The sequence below is a fragment of the Nocardia xishanensis NBRC 101358 genome, assembly GCF_001613365.1.
Classification (GTDB): Bacteria; Actinomycetota; Actinomycetes; order Mycobacteriales; family Mycobacteriaceae; genus Nocardia; species Nocardia xishanensis.
On the sequence record NZ_BDCF01000048.1, the window covers coordinates 36,792 to 56,728 of the forward strand.

The 19,937-nt window shown below is 69.1% G+C and carries 17 protein-coding genes and 1 pseudogene; 3 read left to right on the forward strand and 15 right to left on the reverse strand.

Annotated elements, in window-relative coordinates:
- Positions 1-100 precede the first annotated feature (100 nt).
- A complete protein-coding gene (locus tag NX1_RS27955; RefSeq protein ID WP_068065630.1) occupies positions 101-1,681 on the reverse strand; it encodes a succinic semialdehyde dehydrogenase in 1,581 nt (526 codons plus the stop codon).
- Between the two features lie 239 nt (positions 1,682-1,920).
- Between NX1_RS27955 and NX1_RS27960 the strand changes: the two genes are divergently transcribed.
- Entirely contained in the window at positions 1,921-2,397 is a 477-nt protein-coding gene (locus NX1_RS27960; RefSeq protein WP_068065632.1) for an iron chaperone, read from the forward strand.
- 75 nt (positions 2,398-2,472) lie between these two features.
- Here the strand turns inward: NX1_RS27960 and NX1_RS27965 are convergent, their stop codons facing one another.
- The 8 genes from NX1_RS27965 to NX1_RS38455 form a co-directional block, all read right to left on the reverse strand.
- Entirely contained in the window at positions 2,473-2,955 is a 483-nt protein-coding gene (locus NX1_RS27965) for an SRPBCC family protein (protein WP_068065713.1), read from the reverse strand.
- Positions 2,956-2,959: 4 nt separating this feature from the next.
- The gene (locus NX1_RS27970) at positions 2,960-6,814 is read right to left on the reverse strand and encodes an ABC transporter ATP-binding protein (protein WP_084501813.1); all 3,855 of its coding nucleotides are present in this window, start codon (positions 6,812-6,814) and stop codon (positions 2,960-2,962) included.
- A gap of 24 nt (positions 6,815-6,838) precedes the next feature.
- On the reverse strand, positions 6,839-8,185 hold the full coding sequence (locus tag NX1_RS27975) for an LLM class flavin-dependent oxidoreductase (protein WP_068065639.1): 1,347 nt from the start codon (positions 8,183-8,185) through the stop codon (positions 6,839-6,841).
- A gap of 10 nt (positions 8,186-8,195) precedes the next feature.
- The gene (locus NX1_RS27980) at positions 8,196-8,918 is read right to left on the reverse strand and encodes an ABC transporter ATP-binding protein (protein WP_068065642.1); all 723 of its coding nucleotides are present in this window, start codon (positions 8,916-8,918) and stop codon (positions 8,196-8,198) included.
- The gene (locus NX1_RS27985; RefSeq protein ID WP_068065646.1) at positions 8,894-9,748 is read right to left on the reverse strand and encodes an ABC transporter permease; all 855 of its coding nucleotides are present in this window, start codon (positions 9,746-9,748) and stop codon (positions 8,894-8,896) included. The genes NX1_RS27980 and NX1_RS27985 overlap by 25 nt, the downstream gene beginning before the upstream one ends.
- On the reverse strand, positions 9,745-10,785 hold the full coding sequence (locus NX1_RS27990; protein WP_068065656.1) for an ABC transporter substrate-binding protein: 1,041 nt from the start codon (positions 10,783-10,785) through the stop codon (positions 9,745-9,747). Before NX1_RS27990 ends, NX1_RS27985 begins: the two co-directional genes overlap by 4 nt.
- Positions 10,786-10,953: 168 nt before the next feature.
- Positions 10,954-12,087: an ROK family protein gene (locus NX1_RS27995; protein WP_068065659.1), complete on the reverse strand. Its 1,134-nt coding sequence runs from the start codon at positions 12,085-12,087 to the stop codon at positions 10,954-10,956.
- 127 nt (positions 12,088-12,214) lie between these two features.
- Complete coding sequence (locus tag NX1_RS38455) at positions 12,215-12,685, reverse strand: hypothetical protein (RefSeq protein ID WP_307651508.1); 471 nt, start codon at positions 12,683-12,685, stop codon at positions 12,215-12,217.
- On the opposite strand from NX1_RS38455, the pseudogene NX1_RS35665 reads away from it, so the two are divergent.
- A pseudogene (locus NX1_RS35665) lies at positions 12,654-12,869 on the forward strand (MMPL family transporter); the annotation flags it as partial. The gene NX1_RS38455 and the pseudogene NX1_RS35665 sit on opposite strands and share 32 nt — an antisense overlap.
- A 183-nt stretch (positions 12,870-13,052) precedes the next feature.
- On the opposite strand, the gene NX1_RS28010 reads toward NX1_RS35665, so the two are convergent.
- Both NX1_RS28010 and NX1_RS28015 read right to left on the reverse strand, forming a co-directional pair.
- Complete coding sequence (locus NX1_RS28010) at positions 13,053-13,415, reverse strand: hypothetical protein (protein ID WP_068065668.1); 363 nt, start codon at positions 13,413-13,415, stop codon at positions 13,053-13,055.
- Positions 13,416-13,596: 181 nt separating this feature from the next.
- Positions 13,597-14,100: a metallophosphoesterase family protein gene (locus tag NX1_RS28015; RefSeq protein WP_068065671.1), complete on the reverse strand. Its 504-nt coding sequence runs from the start codon at positions 14,098-14,100 to the stop codon at positions 13,597-13,599.
- 325 nt (positions 14,101-14,425) lie between these two features.
- On the opposite strand from NX1_RS28015, the gene NX1_RS28025 reads away from it, so the two are divergent.
- On the forward strand, positions 14,426-14,911 hold the full coding sequence (locus tag NX1_RS28025) for a hypothetical protein (protein WP_068065676.1): 486 nt from the start codon (positions 14,426-14,428) through the stop codon (positions 14,909-14,911).
- A gap of 9 nt (positions 14,912-14,920) precedes the next feature.
- Here NX1_RS28025 and bla read toward each other — a convergent pair whose 3' ends face one another.
- The 4 genes from bla to NX1_RS28045 all read right to left on the reverse strand — a co-directional run bounded on the left by bla (position 14,921) and on the right by NX1_RS28045 (position 19,906).
- Positions 14,921-15,817: a class A beta-lactamase gene (bla, locus tag NX1_RS28030; protein WP_245668711.1), complete on the reverse strand. Its 897-nt coding sequence runs from the start codon at positions 15,815-15,817 to the stop codon at positions 14,921-14,923.
- Between the two features lie 257 nt (positions 15,818-16,074).
- The gene (locus NX1_RS28035) at positions 16,075-16,461 is read right to left on the reverse strand and encodes a hypothetical protein (RefSeq protein ID WP_157120139.1); all 387 of its coding nucleotides are present in this window, start codon (positions 16,459-16,461) and stop codon (positions 16,075-16,077) included.
- A 182-nt stretch (positions 16,462-16,643) separates the two neighbouring features.
- Entirely contained in the window at positions 16,644-18,056 is a 1,413-nt protein-coding gene (locus NX1_RS28040) for a phytoene desaturase family protein (protein ID WP_068065683.1), read from the reverse strand.
- 29 nt (positions 18,057-18,085) lie between these two features.
- Positions 18,086-19,906: a DUF3556 domain-containing protein gene (locus NX1_RS28045; RefSeq protein ID WP_084501814.1), complete on the reverse strand. Its 1,821-nt coding sequence runs from the start codon at positions 19,904-19,906 to the stop codon at positions 18,086-18,088.
- Between the last annotated feature and the right edge of the window lie 31 nt (positions 19,907-19,937).

The window sequence follows — 19,937 nt, forward strand, 5'->3', positions numbered from 1 at the left end:
CTCAATAGTTTTCGAGGCGTAGTAGGCGGCAAAAGGTGTCCTGGACAGCGGAAAGCCGCCGCCTGGTTTCAGGCGGCGGCTTTCGGCTGCGAGGCAGGATTCAGCGAATGCGCAGGACCTTCATCGCCTTCATGGCCTTCAGCAGGAAGTCGGCGTGCTGGGCCGCGGTGCGGCCGAACGCGGGGTCGAACCCGAGCACATGCTGTGCCGAGATATTCTGTGGCTCGACGTATTTCAGAAGCCCGGCGGTGCCGTGGCGCCGCCCGAGCCCGGATTGCTTCATGCCGCCCATGGGCGCGTCCTGGGCGGCGTAGGAGGCGGCGTAACCCTCGTTGATATTCACCGTGCCCGCCTGGATGCGAGCCGCAACGGTGCGGGCCCGCTTGACATCCTTGCTGAAAACGGCTGCGTTCAAACCGTATTCGGTGTCGTTGGCCAGATCGACCGCCTCGTCCTCGGAGTCGAACGGCGCGACCGACACGACGGGGCCGAACGTCTCCTCGCGATACAGCTTGGCGGAGGGTGGCACGTCGGTGAGCACGGTGGGCTCGTAGAAGTACGGTCCGATATCGGGCCTGGCCTTGCCGCCGGCGACCACCTGCGCGCCCGCCGCGACCGCGTCCGCCACGTGCGCGCGGACCCGGTCGAGCTGTTTGCCCGAGGTCAGTGAACCGACACCGTCGGTGAATTCCATTGCCGCGCCGAGCGGTAGCGCGCGCACCTTGGCGCCGAAGGCGTCCACGAACCGCGGGTAGACCTCCCTGTCCACGTAGATGCGCTCGATGGACACGCACAGCTGACCGGCGTTGGCGAAGCAGCCGCGCACGGCGGCGGTGACGGTGGCGTCGATGTCGGCGTCGCGCAGCACCAGCATGGGGTTCTTGCCGCCGAGTTCGAGGGAGCAGCCAGTGAGAGTGGCGGCGGCCCGCGTCGCGATGGCCTTGCCCGCCGCGGTGGATCCGGTGAAGCAGACGAAGTCGGCGTTGTCGATCAGGGTGTCACCGATATCGGCCGGGTCGCCGATGACCACCTGCCACAGATCGGCCGGAAGTCCCGCCTCGAGCAGCAGCATGCGCGGCCACAGGCTGGACAGCGCGGTCTGGGTGTCGGGCTTGTGCACAACGGCGTTTCCCGCCAGCAGCGCGGGAACCACGTCCATGGTGAGCGAGAGCGGATAGTTCCACGGCGTGATGGTCGTGACCACGCCCTTCGGGTGGTACCCCTCGCGAGTCTGGGTCAGCAGCGGCAAGGCGCCCGCGCGTCGCTTGGGGGCCAGCAGTCGCGGCGCGCGCCGGGCGAAGTAGAGGGTGGATCCGACGCCGTCCATCAACTCCTCGAGCGCGTGCATGCGGGACTTGCCGGTCTCCAGCTGGACGATGTCCAGTCCTTCCGACTGCCGATCGAGCATGAGGTCGTGCAGCTTCAGGAAGAGCGCCGCCCGCTGCTTCACGGGCACGCGCGCCCATTCGCGCTGCGCGGCGCGCGCCCGGTCGAACGCCGCCTCGACGTCGGCGGGCGTGCTCTGCGGCAAGGTCGCCAGGGTGCGGCCGTCGAGCGGGGAGGTGGTGGTCACCGTTGCCGCGGCGCCGGTGACGCCGCGGGTGAGCCGGTCGATCAAGGCGCTCGCCAGGGCTTTCTCGCCAAGGGGTTGCGCGGCCGTCGCGGTCGATGTTTCGGTCATTGAGAACTCCTTTTCGGCATTCACCAGCCTTACGGGGGTATGACGCGGGTCACCATGTGCTCTGGCATCCGGCTCGAGGTGGATCGGCTGTGCTTCGGCACAATCCCGAGGCGGCGCCCGCGCGAGTGCGCGCCGGTCGGCGCCCGGCGCGATTGATCAGTTTTGAAGAAGCCGCCGGGCGGGTGCGCTTCCTAGCATTGGCAGTGTCGTCATCGAGTCCGTGAGGAAGGGAACCCACAATGAGCAAGGCGCAGAAGTCCGGTACGGAGACCGTCGCGAAGGGTGCTGCTTCGGTGGGTTTCACCGAGGAGGAGCGGGCCGCGATGAAGGAGCACGCTCAGGAGTTGAAGACGGCGGCGCGCCGCGGTGCCCGGGCCACCAAGGCCGACGGGGAGCAGGATGTGCTCGCGAAGATCGCCGAGATGGAGGATTTCGACCGGGCGATGGCCGAGCGGGTTCATGCCATCGTGACCGCCAATGCGCCGGATCTGACGCCGAAGCTGTGGTACGGAATGCCCGCGTACGCCAAGGACGGCGCCATCGTGTGCTTCTTCCAGCCCGCGAAGAAGTTCAAGGCGCGGTACGCGACGCTCGGTTTCAACGACCCGGCGAAGCTGGACGAGGGCGGCATGTGGGCCACCGCGTTCGCGCTGAGCGAGCTGTCCGCCGAGGTGGAGGCGCGGATCGGCGAGCTGGTGAAGAAGGCGGTGAGCTGAGTCCCGGCGGCTCGGCGGTCGTCCGCCACGCGACCTGCCGCCGGGACGCGTCCGCGAGGAGCGGGCGGGGAGCCGTTATCCGGCGGAATTCGTTCCCGCCTCAGCCAACTGCGCGAGGCGTTCGAGGGAGGCGGACAGTTTGTCGCCGGTGGTGGCACGGGCCCGAACCTGACGCTTCTCGTCGGTCAGCTTCGTCCAGTCGTACGTGTGCGTCACCAGCGTGCGGCCTTCCCGGGCGGGCGCCAGCTCCCAGCGCCACAGGTGACCGGGCGGCTCCTTGCCCTGCTCCGACGGGTTCCAGGCGATCCGCTCGCCTTCGACGAACTCGACGACGTGATTGTCGCGGACGGCGCCGTTGGTGAGGGTCATGGCGAACACGTCGCCCGTGGCGCGCACCCGCTGGCCCTCGGCCGCCTCGGCGAGGTTGTCGTTGCCGTCCCAGCGCGGCTGCCGCGCGGGGTCGGCGATGAGTTCGAAGATATCGGCCGGATCGGCGGTGATCTCCCGGCTGGCGCTGACGATGCGAGTTTCGTCGATCTTGTCGGTCACGGGCTGCATCGAATCATCCGTCAACCGCGCCCACAACCATTGCGCTCGAGGCGGCCGAATCTCCAGCTGTCCACCGGACCGCGAAGTCGCCGGACCCGGCGACGGATTCGCGCACATCGTCCGGTCCGTGCGCGCCGACGTAGGCCGCCCACAGCGCGCTGTAGGCGCCGCAGCGAGCGAGCAACTCGGCGTGCGTTCCCGCCTCCAGCAACCGGCCGTCGCCGATCACCGCGATCAGGTCGGCGTCGGCGGCGGTGGCGAGCCGATGGGCGACGACCAGGGTGGTGCGGCCCGCGGTGAGCACGTCGACCGCGGCGCGGACCCTGGCCTCGGTGGCCAGGTCGAGTGAGGCGGTGGCTTCGTCGAGGATCAGGATGTCGGGCTCCACGAGCTGGGCCCTGGCCAGTGCGAGGAGTTGCCGCTGTCCCGCCGACAGGTTCCGGCCGTGCTCGCCGATGGGCTGGTAGTAGCCGTGCTCGAGGGCGGCGATCATCTCGTGCGCGCCGACCGCCCGCGCGGCCCATTCGATATCGGCCGGAGTGGCGTCCGGTTTGCCGTAGGCGATGGCCGCGCGCACCGTGTCGCCGAAAAGAAACGGTTCCTGAGGGACGACGCCGAGCCGCTTGCGGTAGTCGCGCAATCGATAGCGCCGGATGTCGACCCCGTCGACCAGGACCGCGCCCTCGGCGGGGTCGTAGAACCGGGCGAGCAGTTTCACCAGCGTCGATTTGCCCGCGCCGGTCTCGCCGACGAGCGCGACCTTCTGGCCCGGCGCGATGCGCAGATTCACCCCGCCGAGCGCCTGGCGCGCGGCGCTGCCGGAAACCGTTGGCTCGTAAGAGAATCCGACTTCGCGTAGTTCGATGGCGCCGGTCAGCCGGTCGACCGGCCGTGCGTCGTCCGCCTCGGGCGTGGTGACTTCGGTGCGCAGCAACGCCCCCAGCCGGTCGACGCCGACGACCGCCTGCTGGTAGCTGTCGAACACCTGCGACAGCTGCTGGATCGGCGCGAAGAGCAGGTCGATGTAGAGCAGGAACGCGATGAGGGTGCCCGCGCTGAGCAGCCCGCCGCGCACATCGTGCACGCCGACGGCCAGGACAGCGACCGTCGCGGCCACCGACATCAGTTCGACGAACGGGAAGAACACGGCCATCAGCGTCTGGCTGCGCAGTCGCGCGTCACGATAGGCCCACGAACGCCGTTCGAATTCCGCCTGATTCACCGCTTCGCGCCGATAGGCCTGGGTGACCGCGATGTTGTCGACGTTCTCCTGGAGGTAGGCGTTTGCGGCGCTGACCCGGTCGCGAGCCACGGTGTACGCGGGCACGGAGAGCCGCCGGAACACCACGGTCGAGATCGCAAGCACCGGAAGCAGCGCGAGCACGACGACGGCCAGCCCCGCATCGATCGTCAGCAGCGCCACCACCACGCCCGCGATGGTGACCGCGCTGGTCAGCGCGGTGGCCAGGCCGGTTTGCAAAAAGGTCGACAGCCCGTCCACATCGGTCGTCATGCGGGTCATGATCCGGCCGCCGAGTTCCCTTTCGTAGAACTGGAGGCCGAGCCGTTGCAGGTGCGCGAAGGTCTTGACCCGGAGACCGAACAGCAACCGCTCGCCCGCGAGCCCGGTGACCCTGACCTGCGCGACGCTGATCGCCCAGTCCAGCGCCACCACCGTCAGGGCCAGGCCCGCCGCGAGCAACAGCACCTCGCGGGCTCCGGCGAGCACGCCGTGGTCGATGCCGTAGCGCACCAGGAACGGGATCACGATCTGCGCGAGCGCGTCCGCGCCGACAAACCCGAGACCGGCGAGCAGCGGCAGCGCGAACGGGCGCAGCAACCGCCCAAGCGAGAACCGCGGATCCGGGGTCCGGGAAAACGATTCCGGCACTCGCGGTTCGCCACGCAGCGGCGGCAGCCGGTCGATCAGCGCGGCGACATCACCGCTCGGCGGCGCCGTCGCGAGCATCCCCGGCCCGCCCGCGCGCCCCATCGGCCCCCCAGCGCCGGCCGCGCGCTGGGCGAACGCCTTGGCGACCTGTTCGAGGGTGCGGGTGTCGTCATCGGCGTCGGAGGCCGGTTCGACCCACAGCTGCGCGGTCGGCGCGGCAGGCCTCCCCGTCGCGTCGCCGTCGATGACCGTCGGGTCCGGCGGAGTGAACAGCGCGCGGAACAACTCGCCCGAGTCCTGAAGTTCGCGCAGCGTGCCGCATTCGGCGACGCGCCCGCCGTCCAGGACCGCGACCCGATCCGCAAGGGCCAGCGTGGACATCCGGTGCGCGACGACGAGGGTGGTGCGCCGCCGCACCTCCGCGGCGATGCGCGCGAAGATCAGCTCCTCGACGCGCGCGTCGACCGCGGAGGTAGCGTCGTCGAGGACGAGGATCGGGGCGTCGGTGAGCAGGGCGCGGGCGAGCGCGATGCGCTGCCGTTGCCCGCCGGAGAGCCGCTGGCCGCGCTCGCCGATGCGGGTGTCGAGCCCGTCGGGCAGTGCGGCGACGAACTCGTCGGCCGCAGCGAGATGCAGTGCGTGCCAGACCTTCTCGTCGTCGGCGTCGGGCCTGCCGTAGGCGACGTTGGCGCGCACCGTGTCGGCCATCAGGTGCGTGTCCTCGAACACCATCGCGACCAGCGCGCGGGCGTCGGGCAGATCGCGCAGATCCGTTCCGTCGAACCGCACGCTGCCCGCGTCGGGCGTGAACAGTCGCGGCAGCAGCTGCACCAGGGTCGACTTGCCGCTGCCCGCGCTGCCCGCCAGGGCGAGCGTCTCGCCGGACGCCACGGTCAGGTCGACGCCGTCGAGGACCACGGTGTCGTCGAAAGAGAAACGCACGCCGTGGAATTCGACTCGCGGCGGCGCCTCGCTGATGGGCGGCCGTGTCGTCGTGCTCGGTCCGGTGGGCGCTGGCGTGTCGATGATCTCGCGCACCCGGTCCAGCGACGCCTTGCCCTGCTGGCTGACGGTCAGCAGCATGGAGAACTGGCGGATCGGGCCCACGAAGGAGACCAGGTAGGTCATGAACGCCAGAAACGTGCCGAGCGTGATCGACTGGTGCAGCGCCAGCAGCCCGCCCACGACCAGGATCAGCGCTTGACCCGCCGCGGGCACGGCCTGCATGGCGGGTGCGAACCGGCTGGTGATCCTGGTGACCCGCAGCCGCGAGCGGAAGAGGTCACGCGCGCTGCGCTCCAGCGCCTCGAGTTCGTGCTGCTCCTGACCGAATCCCTTGACCACCCGCACACCCGCGACCGCGGCCTCCACCTGCATCGCCACGTCGGCCGCTCTGGCCTGCGCGTCCCAGTTGGCGGGGAACAGCTGACGCTGGCTGCTGCGCGTGATCAGCCACAGCGCCGGAACCACCAGCACCGCGATGACGGTCAGCCCCGGTGACATCGCGGCCATCAGCGCCAAGGCCGCGCCGAGCAGCATCACGTTGCCCGCCACCATCGGGATCAGCTGGAGGAACATCTGGATCAGGGTGACGTCGGTGATGGCCCGGCTCACCACCTGACCGGTGCTCAGCCCGGCCCGAGCGTGCCCGTCCAGCCGCAGCAGCGCGGCGAAGACGTCGCCCCGCAGGTCGTGCTGCACGCCGAGGGACAGTCGCGACGAGGCGACCCGGCGGGCGAACGACGAGCCGAACCGTGCGAGACCCACCGCGAAAAGCAGTGCCACCCAGGGCGATACCGAAGCGGCCGTGGTCGTCAGCGTGTCGACCACATGGCGAACGATCACCGGCAGCACCGCGGTCGCGACGGCGGCGGAAATCGCCCCCGCCGTCGCGACCGCCACCAACGCCGGATGCGCGAGGCACCGTTGCCACAGATAGCGCAGCCAGCCGGGCTGCGATGTCACGGAATCCGTCACCGGATGGTTCTCTCCTCTACAGTTCTACTGTGCTGCGGCGAGCTGGTCGGCGTACTGGTTCGGCGGACGGTTCAGCCCGTAGTGGCCGCGCAGCGTCGTCTCGGTGTAGTCGGTGCGAAACAGGCCGCGCGCCTGCAGAATCGGCGCCACTTCGTCGACGAAACGGTCCAAACCCGATGGCAGCACCGCGGGCATGACGTTGAAGCCGTCCGCGGCGCCCTCCCGGAACCATTCCTCGATGGTGTCGGCGACCTGTTCGGCCGTTCCCGCGAAGGTGCGGTGACCGCGCCCGCCGCCCAGCCGGGTGATGAGTTCGCGCACGGTGAGCCGTTCGCGGCGGGCCAGATTCACGATGAGGGTGAACCGGCTCTTGGCGCCCTCGATGTCGTCCTCGGTGGGCAGGTTCTCGGGCAGCTCGCTGTCCAGATCGAACTCGTCCAGCGGGATGGCGAACCGCTCGGCCAGTTGCCTACGCGCGTATTCGGGCGAGATCAGCCGGGCCAGTTCGGCATCCAGTTCACGGGCGTGCTCCTCGGTGTCGCCGATCACCGGCACGATGCCGGGCAGCACCTTCAGCAGCTCGGGGTCGCGGCCGAGGCGGCGAGCGCGGTCCTTCAGGTCGGTGTAGAACGCCTTGCCGTCCTCGAGGGTCTGCTGCGCGGTGAACACCGCCTCGGCGTAGCGTGCGGCGAAATTCTTTCCGTCCTCGGAGGATCCGGCCTGCACGAGCACCGGGTAGCCCTGCGGCGAACGCGGCAGATTCAGCGGTCCGTCGACCTTGAAGAACCGGCCGCGATGACCGATCTTGCGCACCTTCTCCGCGTCGGCGTGGATGCCGAGCTGCTTGTCCGCGACGATCGCGTCGTCGTCCCAGCTGTCCCACAGCTTCGTGGCGACCTCGACGAACTCGCCCGCCTTCTCGTAGCGCAGCTTGTGGTCGGGCGTGTCGTCGAGGCCGAAATTGCGGGCCGCGTCCGCGCCCGCGGTGGTGACGATGTTCCATCCGGCGCGGCCGTTGCTCACCCAGTCCACCGAGGCGAACCGCCTGGCCAGGTTGTACGGATCGTTGTAACTGGTGGACGCGGTGGCGATGAGACCGATGCGGTTGGTCTGCACGGCGACTGCGGTGAGGATGACGGTCGGCTCCAGCTTGCCGCTCGGCCGACGGCCGGGATCGCCCATCAGCACCGGGCTGTCGGCGAAGAAGATCGAATCGAACTTGCCGCGCTCGGCGGTCTGCGCGAGCCGGACGTAGTGATCGATGTCGATGTCGGCCCGCGGATCGCTCTCCGGCAGCCGCCAAGCCGCCTCGTGATGGCCGACCGACATCAGGAAGGCGTTGAGGTGCAACGTTTTCGGGGTCCTTGTCACGGGGGTCCTTTCACACGGTCGCGGGAGCGACGCCCAACGAGGCGAGCAGGGTGCGGCGGATACGTTGGAATTCGGGCAGGCTGGGGTCTCGCTCGGCGGGCAGGTCGACGTCGAGGTCCACCGAGATGCGGCCCGCGTCCAGCACGAGGACTCGGTCGGCCAGTGCGATCGCCTCGTCGACGTCGTGCGTCACCAGCAGCACCGAGGGGCCACGGCGGCGGACGAGCTCGCGTAGCAGCTCGTGCATCTTGATCCTGGTGAGCGCGTCGAGCGCACCGAACGGTTCGTCGGCCAGTAGCAGATCGGGCTCGCCGACCAGCGAGCGCGCCAACGAAACCCTTTGCTGCTCACCGCCGGACAGTTCGTTGGGCCACGCGCGCTCCCGGCCCGCGAGCCCGACCTCGGCCAGCACCTTCGTCGCCGCCGACCGGCCCGACCTCGGCTGTCCGTACAGCACGTTGGCCAGCACCCGCTGCCAGGGCAGCAGGCGGGAATCCTGGAACACGACCGAGGTCTTGTCCGGCACCCGCAGCGTGCCCGAGCCGCTGACGTCGTAGTCGAGCCCGGCCAGCGCGCGCAGCAAGGTGCTCTTGCCGGATCCGCTGCGCCCGAGCAGGGCCACGAACTGCCCGTGCGGAATGCCCAGCGTCAACCCGTCCAGCACGGCGCGGTCGCCGAAACCGCGGGTGAGATCCCTGATCTCGACATCTAGTTCGCGATCGTGCGCCGCCACGACAGCACCTTTCGCTCGAGCAGGCGAATGCCCGCGTCGGAGGCGAGGCCGAACGTGCCGTAGACGGCGAGGCCGACCAGGATCACGTCGGCCTGACCGTAGTTCTGGGCGTTGGTCATCATCTTTCCGAGCCCGTCGACGGCGTTCACCGACTCGACCACGATCAGCGCGAGCCACGCGCCGGTCACCGAAAGACGAAGCCCTAGAAAGAAACCGGGCAACGAACCGGGTATCACGACCTGCCGCACGAAGGTGGAACGCGAAACGCCCTGCACCTCGGACAGTTCCACGAACCGCTTGTCGATGGTGGTGAGCGAGGCGTGCGTCTGGATATACATCGTGACCACCACGCCGAGGGTGATGAGCACGATCTTGAACGTCTCGCCGATCCCGAGCCACAGGATCATCAGCGGGATCAGGCCGAGCGTCGGGATCGCGCGCTTGAGCTGAACCGGACCGTCCACCAACGACTCCCCGATCCGGGACAGCCCGGCGATCAGGGCGAGCGCGGTGCCGATCACGATGCCGATCCCGAGTCCGATGGCCGCGCGTTCCAGCGAGGCCGCGACGTTGGTCAGCAGCGCGCCGTCCCGCAGCAGCTCCCAGCCGGTCTCCAGCACCGTCCACGGCGCCGAGAGTTTGCGTTCGTCGAAGACGCCGGACGACACGCCACCCGCCCAGATCGCGAGCAGCAACACGACGCCGAGCAACCGGGCGAACGGGACGGTCTTGCCGACGCCGAGCCTGCGCAGCGGACGGCGGGCGACGAATCCGTCCGAGACCCGGTGCGCCACTACCGGAGCGGCGGCGCGGGTGAGTGCGATGGTCATTGTGACTCCTCGGTGCGGTACTGCGGCGCGACCGCGTCGGCGGCCACTTTCTCGAAACGCCGGTCGAACAATTGGCCGGCGTCGAACGAATCACCGAAATAGCCGGAGCCGGTGACCAGGTCGACGGTTTCCTGTTCCCAGGCGATGGCCGCGTCCCAGTTGTCCGGGAAATAGGGTTTCGGAGTGGTTTTCAGGATTCGGCGGCCGTCCTCGGCGCCGACTTCCTGGTCTTTGACGTAATAGGCCCGGATCCATTCCTCGGGATGCTCCCAAGCCCACACCTCGCCGCGCGCCCAGAATTTCACGAATTCCTTGGCGGCGGCCAGTTTCGCCGAATCCCGCAGTACCGAGGTCGGCGCCCAGAGCGCCGACAGCGCGTCGACGGCCTGGGTTTGCAGCGCGGTGGCGCCCTGGCTGCGATACTTCTCGAGGTACTTGGTGAGCGACGGTTCGCCGAGCGGGGCGACGTCGATCTGCTTGCCCTGCAACGCGGTCAGGAACTGCGGGCTGTTCAGTTCCACCAGCTGCACCTCGTTCAGCTCGATACCAGCGGCCTTCAGTGTGCGCAGCACGATGACGCCCTGTGCCTGGCCGGGGGAGAAGGCGATCTTCTTGCCGCGCAGATCGGCGAGGCTGCCGATGCTGCTTCCGGGGGCCGTCGCCAGCTGGTAATTGGGCAGATTGCGCACCTTGACGCCGATGATCTTGGCGTCGACGCCGGTCGCGTGCGCGTGGATCGGCGGAATGCCCGCGTTGGAGGCGATGTCGACCGATCCGCCGCGGAACGCCTGGATGACGTCGGGTCCGGCGGAGACCGCGGGCCAATCGGTCACGGTGAAAGGCAATTTCGCCAGTTCACCCGAGGCCTCGAGCGCGACGCGCGCGGTGCGGACCGAGACCTTCAACTCGGTGCCCGCCGGTACCGAGTCCGGCAGCGCGGCGGTGAGCGCCACGTCGCCAGCGTCGTCGGTCGCGCACGAGGCAAGCAGGCCTGCCGCCGCGACGACGACGGCTATTCGTCGAAGAGAAAATCGCACAGTGTGTTCCTGGGTCGAATCCGATAGCGGGAGAGGGGTTTCCGACCCGACGACATCGATCGCCCGTTCCGTATCCGGCGATGCCGATGTGCCGCATTTCCATACCGAAAACAATGACCGTCGCGGGGGTGCACCGTCAATTTTCGTTCGACTTAAAATTAGTCGGAATCAAACGGCGCGGGCGGCGAGCGCGGTGTGCGGGGCATGGAACAGGCCGTGCAAAACTACGGTGGCCGAGCTTATTTCGAGGATCCGGCCCTGGAACGACGACGGGAACACCACCTCCTCCGGTGCGGCGCACACCGCCGACCGAGCGCGGACCGCGTCCAGATACGCGGCGTGCACGCCGGGCAGGCGCAACGCTCGGTCCGAGATCACCACCGCGTCCGGGTCGAGCAGGTCGATCAGCGCGGCGACGACACCTCCGAGCACGCGGGCACGTTCCGCGAACCGGTCGTGGGCAGCGGTGCCCGGCCGGGCCTGCGCCAAGAGGGCGGGCACGTCGACAGCGGGCAAGCCCGCCGCCGCGCACAGCGCGTGATCGGCGAACTCTTCCAGCGGGCGCGCCGGAAGGCCTTGCGCCCGTGCGGCTTCGGTATCGAGCAGCCGGGCGATGGAGCCCGCGGCCGAGCGCGGCCCGTAGTGCACCTGCCCGTGCACGGCGAACGCGGCATCGATCACATTGCCGACGAACAGCACGATGGAACTCGCCGCATCGCGGATCCTGCCGAACAGCTGCTCGGCGTGCGCCAGCGCCCTGGTGTGATTGTCGAGTTCGGTGGGCAGTCCGGTGCGCTCGGCCAACTCGTCGCGCACCGGAACGTCGCGCCAGCCGAGGAACGAGTGGTGCACGACGGTGCCCGCGACGGTGTCCACCCAGCCGCCGGTCGCCACGCCGAGCCCCACGATTCGCATATCGGACAGTTCGTCGGAGAGGCGCCGCACCTGATCGGCCGCGGCGGCGAGAACCGCGGGCGGATCCAGTGATCGGTGCGGCAGTTTCGTGCTGCGCACCACGCGGCCGCCGATGTCGACGGCGGCGATCGTGGTCCGCCCCGCGGCGATGTGGACGCCAAGCGCCACATTGCCGCCGGTGTTCAGCTCGAGCGGGCTGAACGGGCGGCCGATCCCTGCGCCGGTCGTCTCGGGAAGCTCCACCAGCAGCCCCGCCTCGATCAGCGAGCGCGCCTGCCACGTCAGTGTCGCGGGGGACAGGGCGGCATGCCTGGCGATGACGCTGCGCGGCGCCGGTCCGAGCTCGAGCACCGCCCGCAGAACCGATCCGGCGCTGCTGTCCGTCATGGTCGTCACCTCTTCCCGCGCTGACAGAGCAGCGTAGGGCGGGCGAGCCGTCCGGCGGAGGGTTGCGCGCAGCTCGAGCGGAAGGGCGCGGGCGCGCTCGTCGCCGAGCGCCTCTGCTCCCGGCGTGCTATCCGCGCCCGGCGCGAGCGATCAGGTAGGACCTCACGACGAGACGAAGTTCGTCGACCAATGCCGGGCGTTGCGCCTCGTCGGCGTCGACGATCAACGGCATCATGCCGCGCAGCAGCTGGAACGCCACCGTGGTCGCGCGATGCCGGTCTTCGGGAGCCAGCTCGGGAAACACCGAACCCACGAGGGACTCGACCTGGATGTGGACCGCCGTGTGCGCGGGAGCGACCGCATCACGAAGCGCGGCGGGCATATCCGTGCGGGCGAACAACGCCTTGAATCCGGGTGGGCGAGGTTGAACTCGTCCAGCGGGCCGAGCAACCGGTCCAGCAGCGCGTCGAGGCCGAGTCCCTCGGTCGCCGCGGGGACGCTGCCGCGGAACTCGACGAGCCGTTCCCGGTAGAACCCGGCCAGCGCCGCGGCGAGTTCGTCCTTTCCAGCAACTCGGCATCGGCATCGCACTGACCATCGCCGTCGACGCCACCCTCGTCCGCGGTGTGCTCGTACCAGCCCTGATGGGGTCGGCCGGACGCGCCAACTGGTGGGCTCCCGCGCCCCTGCGCCGCCTGCACGACCGCATCGGGTTCCGAGAAGATCTGGGGCAGGACATTTCTCGTGCGGACTCCGAGCATCCGGTGGGTGCGCGCCGCTGAGCGGGCGGCGCGGGCGAATCGCCGCTCGGTGTGCTACCGAGCGCGTCCCCGATCGCCCGCTGAACCTCGGCTGAGACCGGTCAGTATGGGCCGCCATTTCGACTGATGGGCGGAGCGACTTTCTGGCGTCGTGGCAGCGTGATTCGGCTGAGCACGTTCGTCCCTCGGCCGACGGCAGCGCTCTCAGGTGATCTTCCACTTGATGTCGCCGAGGAACTGCGGGTCGTCCGGGTCGGTGATCGATCCGGCTCCGCTGGTGCCGCGTCCCGGCAAACCGCCTCCGGGCGCCCGGAAGTCGAGCAGACCGAGTACCAGTCGCGCATCCGCCGAGGCGCCGTCGAAGACGAACGCGGTCCCGGCTCCTGGTCGGTCGTCCCAGTCGAACTCGCCGGATTCCGCGGGTACGAACACCGAGGCGCCGCGCCATTCGCCGAGCAACCGGTCGGAGCCCGCCGGCGCCGATTCGATGGTCATGTTGATGAACTGGACGCTGGCTGGGTCGTTGGCGTCGGTCAGTTTCACGTCGACGTTGAAATCGAAAGCCATGACAAACCTTTCCGCGATGATCGGAGGGCTGGGATGATGGTGATGCGGTGCTTGCGCGCGTCGTTCGTTCGATCGCATCGTCAGTTTCCAACCGTCGTCGCCCCGTGGTCATGGGTAGTTCGCTACTCGACTTTCGCGATGCGGCGACTCGCTGCTCACGGCCATGACTCAGTGGGCTTCATCAATGCGCGGGCGGAATCGTGTGCAACTCGACCTCGCTCAGCCGACCGGAGCGAACAGTGGCGGTCAGGTAGGTGTGATCCGGTTGGCGGCGTTTGTCGGTGGGGGAGCCGGGGTTGAGCAGGCGGAGGCCGGTGGTGGTGACGCTGTCCCACGGGATGTGGCTGTGGCCGAAGACGAGGAGGTCGGTGTCGGGGAAGGCGCGGGCGCAGCGTGCGTCGCGGCCCGCGCTCGGTCCGGTCTCGTGCACGACGGCGAGCCGGAGGCCGTCGAGGTCGGCGCGGGCTATCTCGGGAAGGCGCGCCCGCAGCGCCGGGCCGTCGTTGTTGCCGTAGACGCCGATGAGTCGCTTACTGCGCGCCTCCAGCCGATCCAACAGCGCCACCTCGACCCAGTCGCCCGCGTGCACGACGACGTCGGCGGCGTCCACCTCGCGCCAGACCGGCTCGGGAAGGTCGCGCGCACGTTTCGGGATGTGGGTGTCGGAGATGATGAGCAACCGCACGACGTCCGGTGTACCACCGCGCCGGGGCCGCGGCACGGAAGGAACCCGCGAGGCCCAAGCGGCCGATCGGGAATTCAGGCTGCCGATCCGCGCATGAGCGGCCCCGCAAACTGCCACAATCGAAGCCTGATGACCGACCAGCAGGATTCGGGCGAGGAAAAGGATCCGCCTCCGACGGGGTGGATCACGTTCGACCACGCCTACGGCCCCGCGATGCCTGGGTATCCACAGCAGCCCTACGGCGCGCCGTATGGGCCCCCGGCTTACGGCACGATCAGAAGGTTCTTCAGGCGATTGTTCAGGACGAAGTAGCGGCGGTTCGGCGATGGCGGAACAGGGCGCCGGGTGGGCGAGCTTCATTCACGACCAGCTCGAGCGCGAGTACTCCCGCCGCGACACACTCAATTCGCGCGCCGCGTCCGCCGTCACGAGCGCGACCGGGTTGGTCACCCTTGTGCTCGCGGTGGTGGCGGTGTTGAAAGGCAAAGACTTCACGCTCACCGGAGCCGCCCTCGTCGCGCTCTACGTCGCGATGCTCGCCCTGCTCGGCTCGGCGGTGCTGGCCGTCCTTGCTGGTGTCAGCTGGCGCTATCGCGTCACTTCTCTCGATTCCATGCGTGCGATGCTGACTGAGCACTGGCGCGACGCCGAAGTGGACGCCCGCTACGTGGCGGCGTACTGCAACCTGGAGTCGATCGCCTCGCTGCGGGCGGGGACGTCGCTGAAGGCCTACCTGCTGATGGGCGCCGCCGGAATGCAGGTGCTCTCGATCCTCGCGTTGGCTACCAGTGCGCTCGTTCTCGTGGCGTGATCTTTGCGGTCAGGTGAGCGTGTCGACGACGTAAGCGGCGGCTTCGGCGAGCAGAGCCTGGTCGTAGGGGGCGTCCACGGTGGTCTTGCTCGACATCAGTGCGATGACGAGCGGCGCGGAGGCAGGCGGCCACACGATACCGATGTCGTTGAGGGTGCCGTAGTCGCCGGTGCCGGTCTTGTCGGCCACCGTCCAGTCCTGCGGCACCCCGGCCCGGATGCGTTGTGCGCCGGTCGCATTGCGTTCGAGGAGGTCGCGGAGGAAGGCGCGCTTGTCGGCGGGCAGGGCGTCGCCGAGCACGAGCCGCTGGTAGTCGGTGCCGAGGGCGCGGGGCGAGGTGGTGTCGCGTGGGTCGCCCGGTGTGGCCTCGGTGATCGCGGGTTCGATGCGATCCATCCGCGTGACCGTGTCGCCGAGACTGCGCACGTACGCCGTCAGTTCGGCAGGGCCGCCGAGGTCGCGGAGCAGCAGGTTGCCCGCGGTCCCGTCGCTGAAACGGACTGCGGCGTCGCACAGGTCGCGGATCGTCATCCCCGTCGCCACGTGTCGCGAGGTGATGGAGGCGCTCTTCAAGAGATCCGCCTCGGTGTAGGAGACGACGGTGTCCAAGTGCGACAACGGATTCCGGTGCAGCACCGCCGCAGCGGCCAACCCTTTGAACGTCGAGCAGAACGCGAAGCGCTCGTCCGCCCGGTGCGCGATGGTCACGCCCGTGCCGGTCGCGAGCGCGTAGACGCCGAGGCGTGCGTCGAACTGTCGTTCCAACTCGACGAGACGCTCGTGATGGACTTCCGTCGGAGTTGCCGGAGCCGCGGCAGGCGGCGCTGGTTCTGTCGCGCATCCCGCGAGCGGGAGCAACGCGGCCGCGCCGAGGAGTGTGCGGCGGGTGAGTAGCGGGCGCGACAACGTCACTGTTCCTTCCCCTGGTGCGCGATGACCGTGCGTCGACGACACACCGACAGCAAAGCGTCGGTGATCGGCGTTCCTTGCCGCTGACGGTAGTGCGCACGCATGATCATCCTGTGGTCCCATGAATACCGGAACCGCACGGCCCGCACATGTGCCAGGCTCTGCGCACATGGAATGTGCTCGACCGTGGGTCGCTCGGGGCCTCGCCTGCTGCCCGTCATCACGGGCAGAGGCGCTCTTGTGGCCCGCGAGGCTCAAAGAACAGGCCGATTCCGCGTCCCGTAGATCCCCCAGTCGTCACCGCGCAGATACGCGAGATGCTGGGCGTCGGCGCGAGCGGACAGCGCGGCGGCGACCTCGGCGGCGGCATTGCGGCGCAGCTTCAGCAGCACGCCGAGGCAACCCGCCACGATCGCGAAGCCCAAGACGGCGCCATCGAGCTCGGCGTCGAACAGATTGCCGATCCCGATGAGCATGCCGAATGCCGCGACGCCCCACGTCCACGCGGCGGGATGCCGCCGCATCGACTCCCGCACCCCGGCGTAGGCCTGCTTGGTCTTGTCGGGATTCTGGAAGCACCAGACGACCAGGTAGAAAGGCCACAGGAACGGAGCCAACAGCAACAGGACGATGATCTTCATGGCCCTCCTCTCACTGCCCACGGGGATGAGGACTACCCATTCGATCGAGACCCAGTCCGGGCGGTGTTACCCGGCGCGCCATCCCCGCAGCCAGCATCTCGGATTTTGGCCGCGGGTCGCAACAGCGATTCCTGACCCGGGTCCGGTCGCTCGTGCGCGCCGGTCGGTTTTCCGGGACCTGCTCACCGCAGGCGGCGCAGGGCCCGCTCGGCGGCATTGGCGCCGCACATGCCGTGCGCGCCGGGGCCGGGCGGGGTGGCGGCCGAGCAGAGATAGTGGCCGGGGATGCCGATGTCGTAGGGCCACAGGGTTTTCCGCGGTCCGAAGACGAGCTGGGGGATGTCCTTGGCTCCGGTCATGATGTTGCCGCCGACGTAGTTGGGGTTGTAGTCGGCGAATTCCGTCGTGGTGCGCACGTCGGCGCCGACGACGCGGTCGCGAAAGCCGGGCGCGAACCGCTCGATCTGGTCGATGATCGCGGCGGTGGCGTCGCCGGTGTAGCCGTGCGGGACGTGCGCGTAGGCCCAGACTGGGTGGATGTCGCCGACCGAGCGCTGCGGGTCGGCCAGGTACTGCTGGCCGACCAGCACGAACGGCCGCTGGGGCATCCGTCCGGCGTGGATGTCGCGCTCGGACGCGGTGATCTCCGCGTAGTTGCCGCCGAGGTGCACGGTGCCCGCCCGGCGGGCGGCTTCCGCGGTCCACGGGACTCCGCCCTGGACGGCGAAGTCGACCTTATAGGCCCCAGGGCCGTAGCGAAAACGCTGAAATGCCTTGCCGATTCGCGCGGGCAGCCGGTCGCCGAGTATGTCGGCGACGGCCGTGGGCGCCACGTCCCACAGGACGACGTCGGCCGGGGGCAGGTCCGTCGCGGCCCGCACCGGCGTCCCGGTCTCGATCTTGCCGCCGAGATCGCCGAGCAGCGCCGCCATCGCGTCGATGATGCGCTGCGACCCGCCCGCGGCGACGGCCCACCCGTAGGCGTGGCCCGCGGTGAGGATGCCGAGGCCGATGCTGGCGCTGAGCGGCCGGTTCAGCGGGTGGAAAGCGTGCGCGGCGACGCCGCCGAACAGACCGCGCGCCTGCGGGGTGCGGAAGGCGCGCGCGAGCAGATCGGCCGGGGCGAGCGCGGGAATCCCGAAGCGCGCCAAGCCGAATGGATGGCGCGGCACGCGCAGCAGCGGCCGCATGATGTCCGGGCCCATGCGGTCGTAGCCCGCGGTGGTCCGTTCGAACAGCAACCGCCACACCCGGCCGTCGGCGCCGAGACCGGCGGCCGTGTCGGCGACGGATCGGTGCAGCACACCGGCGCTGCCGTCGTCGAGCGGGTGGACGCAGTCGATCTCCGGCCACGCCCACGTCAGCCCGTAGCGGGCGAGGTCGAGCGAACGCAGGAACGGAGAGCCGACGGCCATCGGGTGGATGGCCGAGCACTGGTCGTGCAACAGACCGGGGACGATCGCTTCGCGGGTCCGTGCGCCGCCGCCGATCTCGTCGGCGGCCTCCAGCACGGTGACCTCGAGTCCCGCCCCGGCCAGTGCGATCGCCGCCGCGAGGCCGTTGGGGCCGCCGCCGACAACCAGTGCTGTGCTCATATCGCTTTCTCCGTTCCGTTGGTCGCGGATCAGCCGACGCGCTGCGGCTCGGGTTCCGGCACGAGCCCGATGGGCAGTGCCGGCGCCTCGTAGCCTGGGCGCCGCCAGGTCACCTCGTGCGGGATCGGACCGTCGGGCAGCCACGGCTGTGCCTGCACCGCGTCGCGCACTCGCCACTCGCCGCGCTCCACGACGCCGAGCGCCGCGTCGATGACCTGGTACCGCTGGATGCCGCGGTGGATCGGCTGGGACTCCACCCACACGATGATCCACTCGCCGGGGGCGAAGCCGACGCGGGACTGCACCGCCGCGATCAGATCGGCGTCGTGCAGGTGCCCGTCGCCGAAGTTGAAGCCGATCAGCGAATTGCAACCGAACTCGGCCTCGCGCACCGTCCACCGATCCAGCTCGGGAATCTGCTTGTACAGCACAGAGAACAGGCCGCGGCCCTGACTGTGCATGGACCGCCACGCGATGGTCTGCTGCATGGTGATCTCGGCGATCGCCTTCGGGTAACCCATGGCCTGCAACTGGTCGATCTGGTTCTGCGCAGGCCGGTGCGGCAGCGTGTTGAGCTTCTGCTCGGCGCCCGGTGCGAAGGCCCACAGCGCCGAGGCCCAGTTGCCCGCGTACTGCCGCATCGACGGCAGGAACGACACCAGATCCGGGCGCAGGTTGCCGAGGACAGGGAAGAACACCAGCGCGGTGATGATCCCGACGGCCAGCCACGGCGAGGACATGTCGGTGACGGCGTAGCCGTCGGCCGCGGGGAAGCCGAGGAACAGGAACACCGACAGGTAGGCGAACAAGACGTTCCACTCCAGCGGCACCGCCAGCGGGAAGGTGGAGATGATGAAGCAGTGGAACACCACCATCATCACCACGCCTGCCAGGGTCAGCCAGTGGTTGGTGGAGAACAGCAGCACCAGCGGCGTGACGATCTCCACCGTGGTCCCGCCCACGTGGGCGAGGAACGAGGCCACCTTGGACGGGCGCAGGTCGCGCGGGAAATCGCGGTACTGCTGCCGCTTGAACCACCGGAACGGGACGGCGGGGCTGTTGGACACCATCGGGGGAACCACATTCGAGAAGTGGTCGCCGAACTTGGAGACGCCGGCTCCGATCCAGACGACGCAGATCAGCAGCTTGGCCGCGATGATCATGTCGACGAACGGCAGGGCCGCGAAGAAGATCAAAGCGGGCAGATACTGCTCACCGCGCGCGGCGAGGAAGATCGTCTTGTCCCGCAGCCCGCACAGCACGTAGAGCGCGATCGGCGCGATCAGCAGCGCCGGATTCACCAAGCCCGAAGTGTTGAAGGGCAGCGCGGCGCTCAGCGACGCGCTCGGAACGCCGGGCAGCACGATCGCCAGCAGCAGCGTGCCGAGGAACGCCAGGTAGAGGCCGACGTCGAGGAGTGTGCGGGTATCGCCGTTCGTGAACGGCACGCGCCGCCACGGCCGCAGGCGAATCGTCCCCGGCCGCGCCCAGAACAGGATTCCGCCGGTCATCGGCTTGAACTTGCCCGCGAGCGGACCCCAGGAACCGGCCAGGCCGATGGCCTCCAGCAGGACGGTCCACAGCACCAGCTTCTGGTAGACGATCGGCTCGTTCCACCAGCCCGAGACGTCCCAGACCGGGCCCACGCCGGAGGTCCAGGTCGCCAACGCCGCGCCACCGACGGCGTAGAGCAGGAGGAGTTTGACGATGTAGACGGTGTGGATCATTTTCGGGCTGCCGAAGCCGTAATTCACCCAGTGCAGCGCCAGGGCTTGCATACGCTCGCGCAGTGGTTTGCCGAGAAATGTGTCCACATCGACGGGCGGGAAATCTCCCGTTTTGAACCCCATGGTTACTTACCTTCCGTGCCATCGCTTTTCG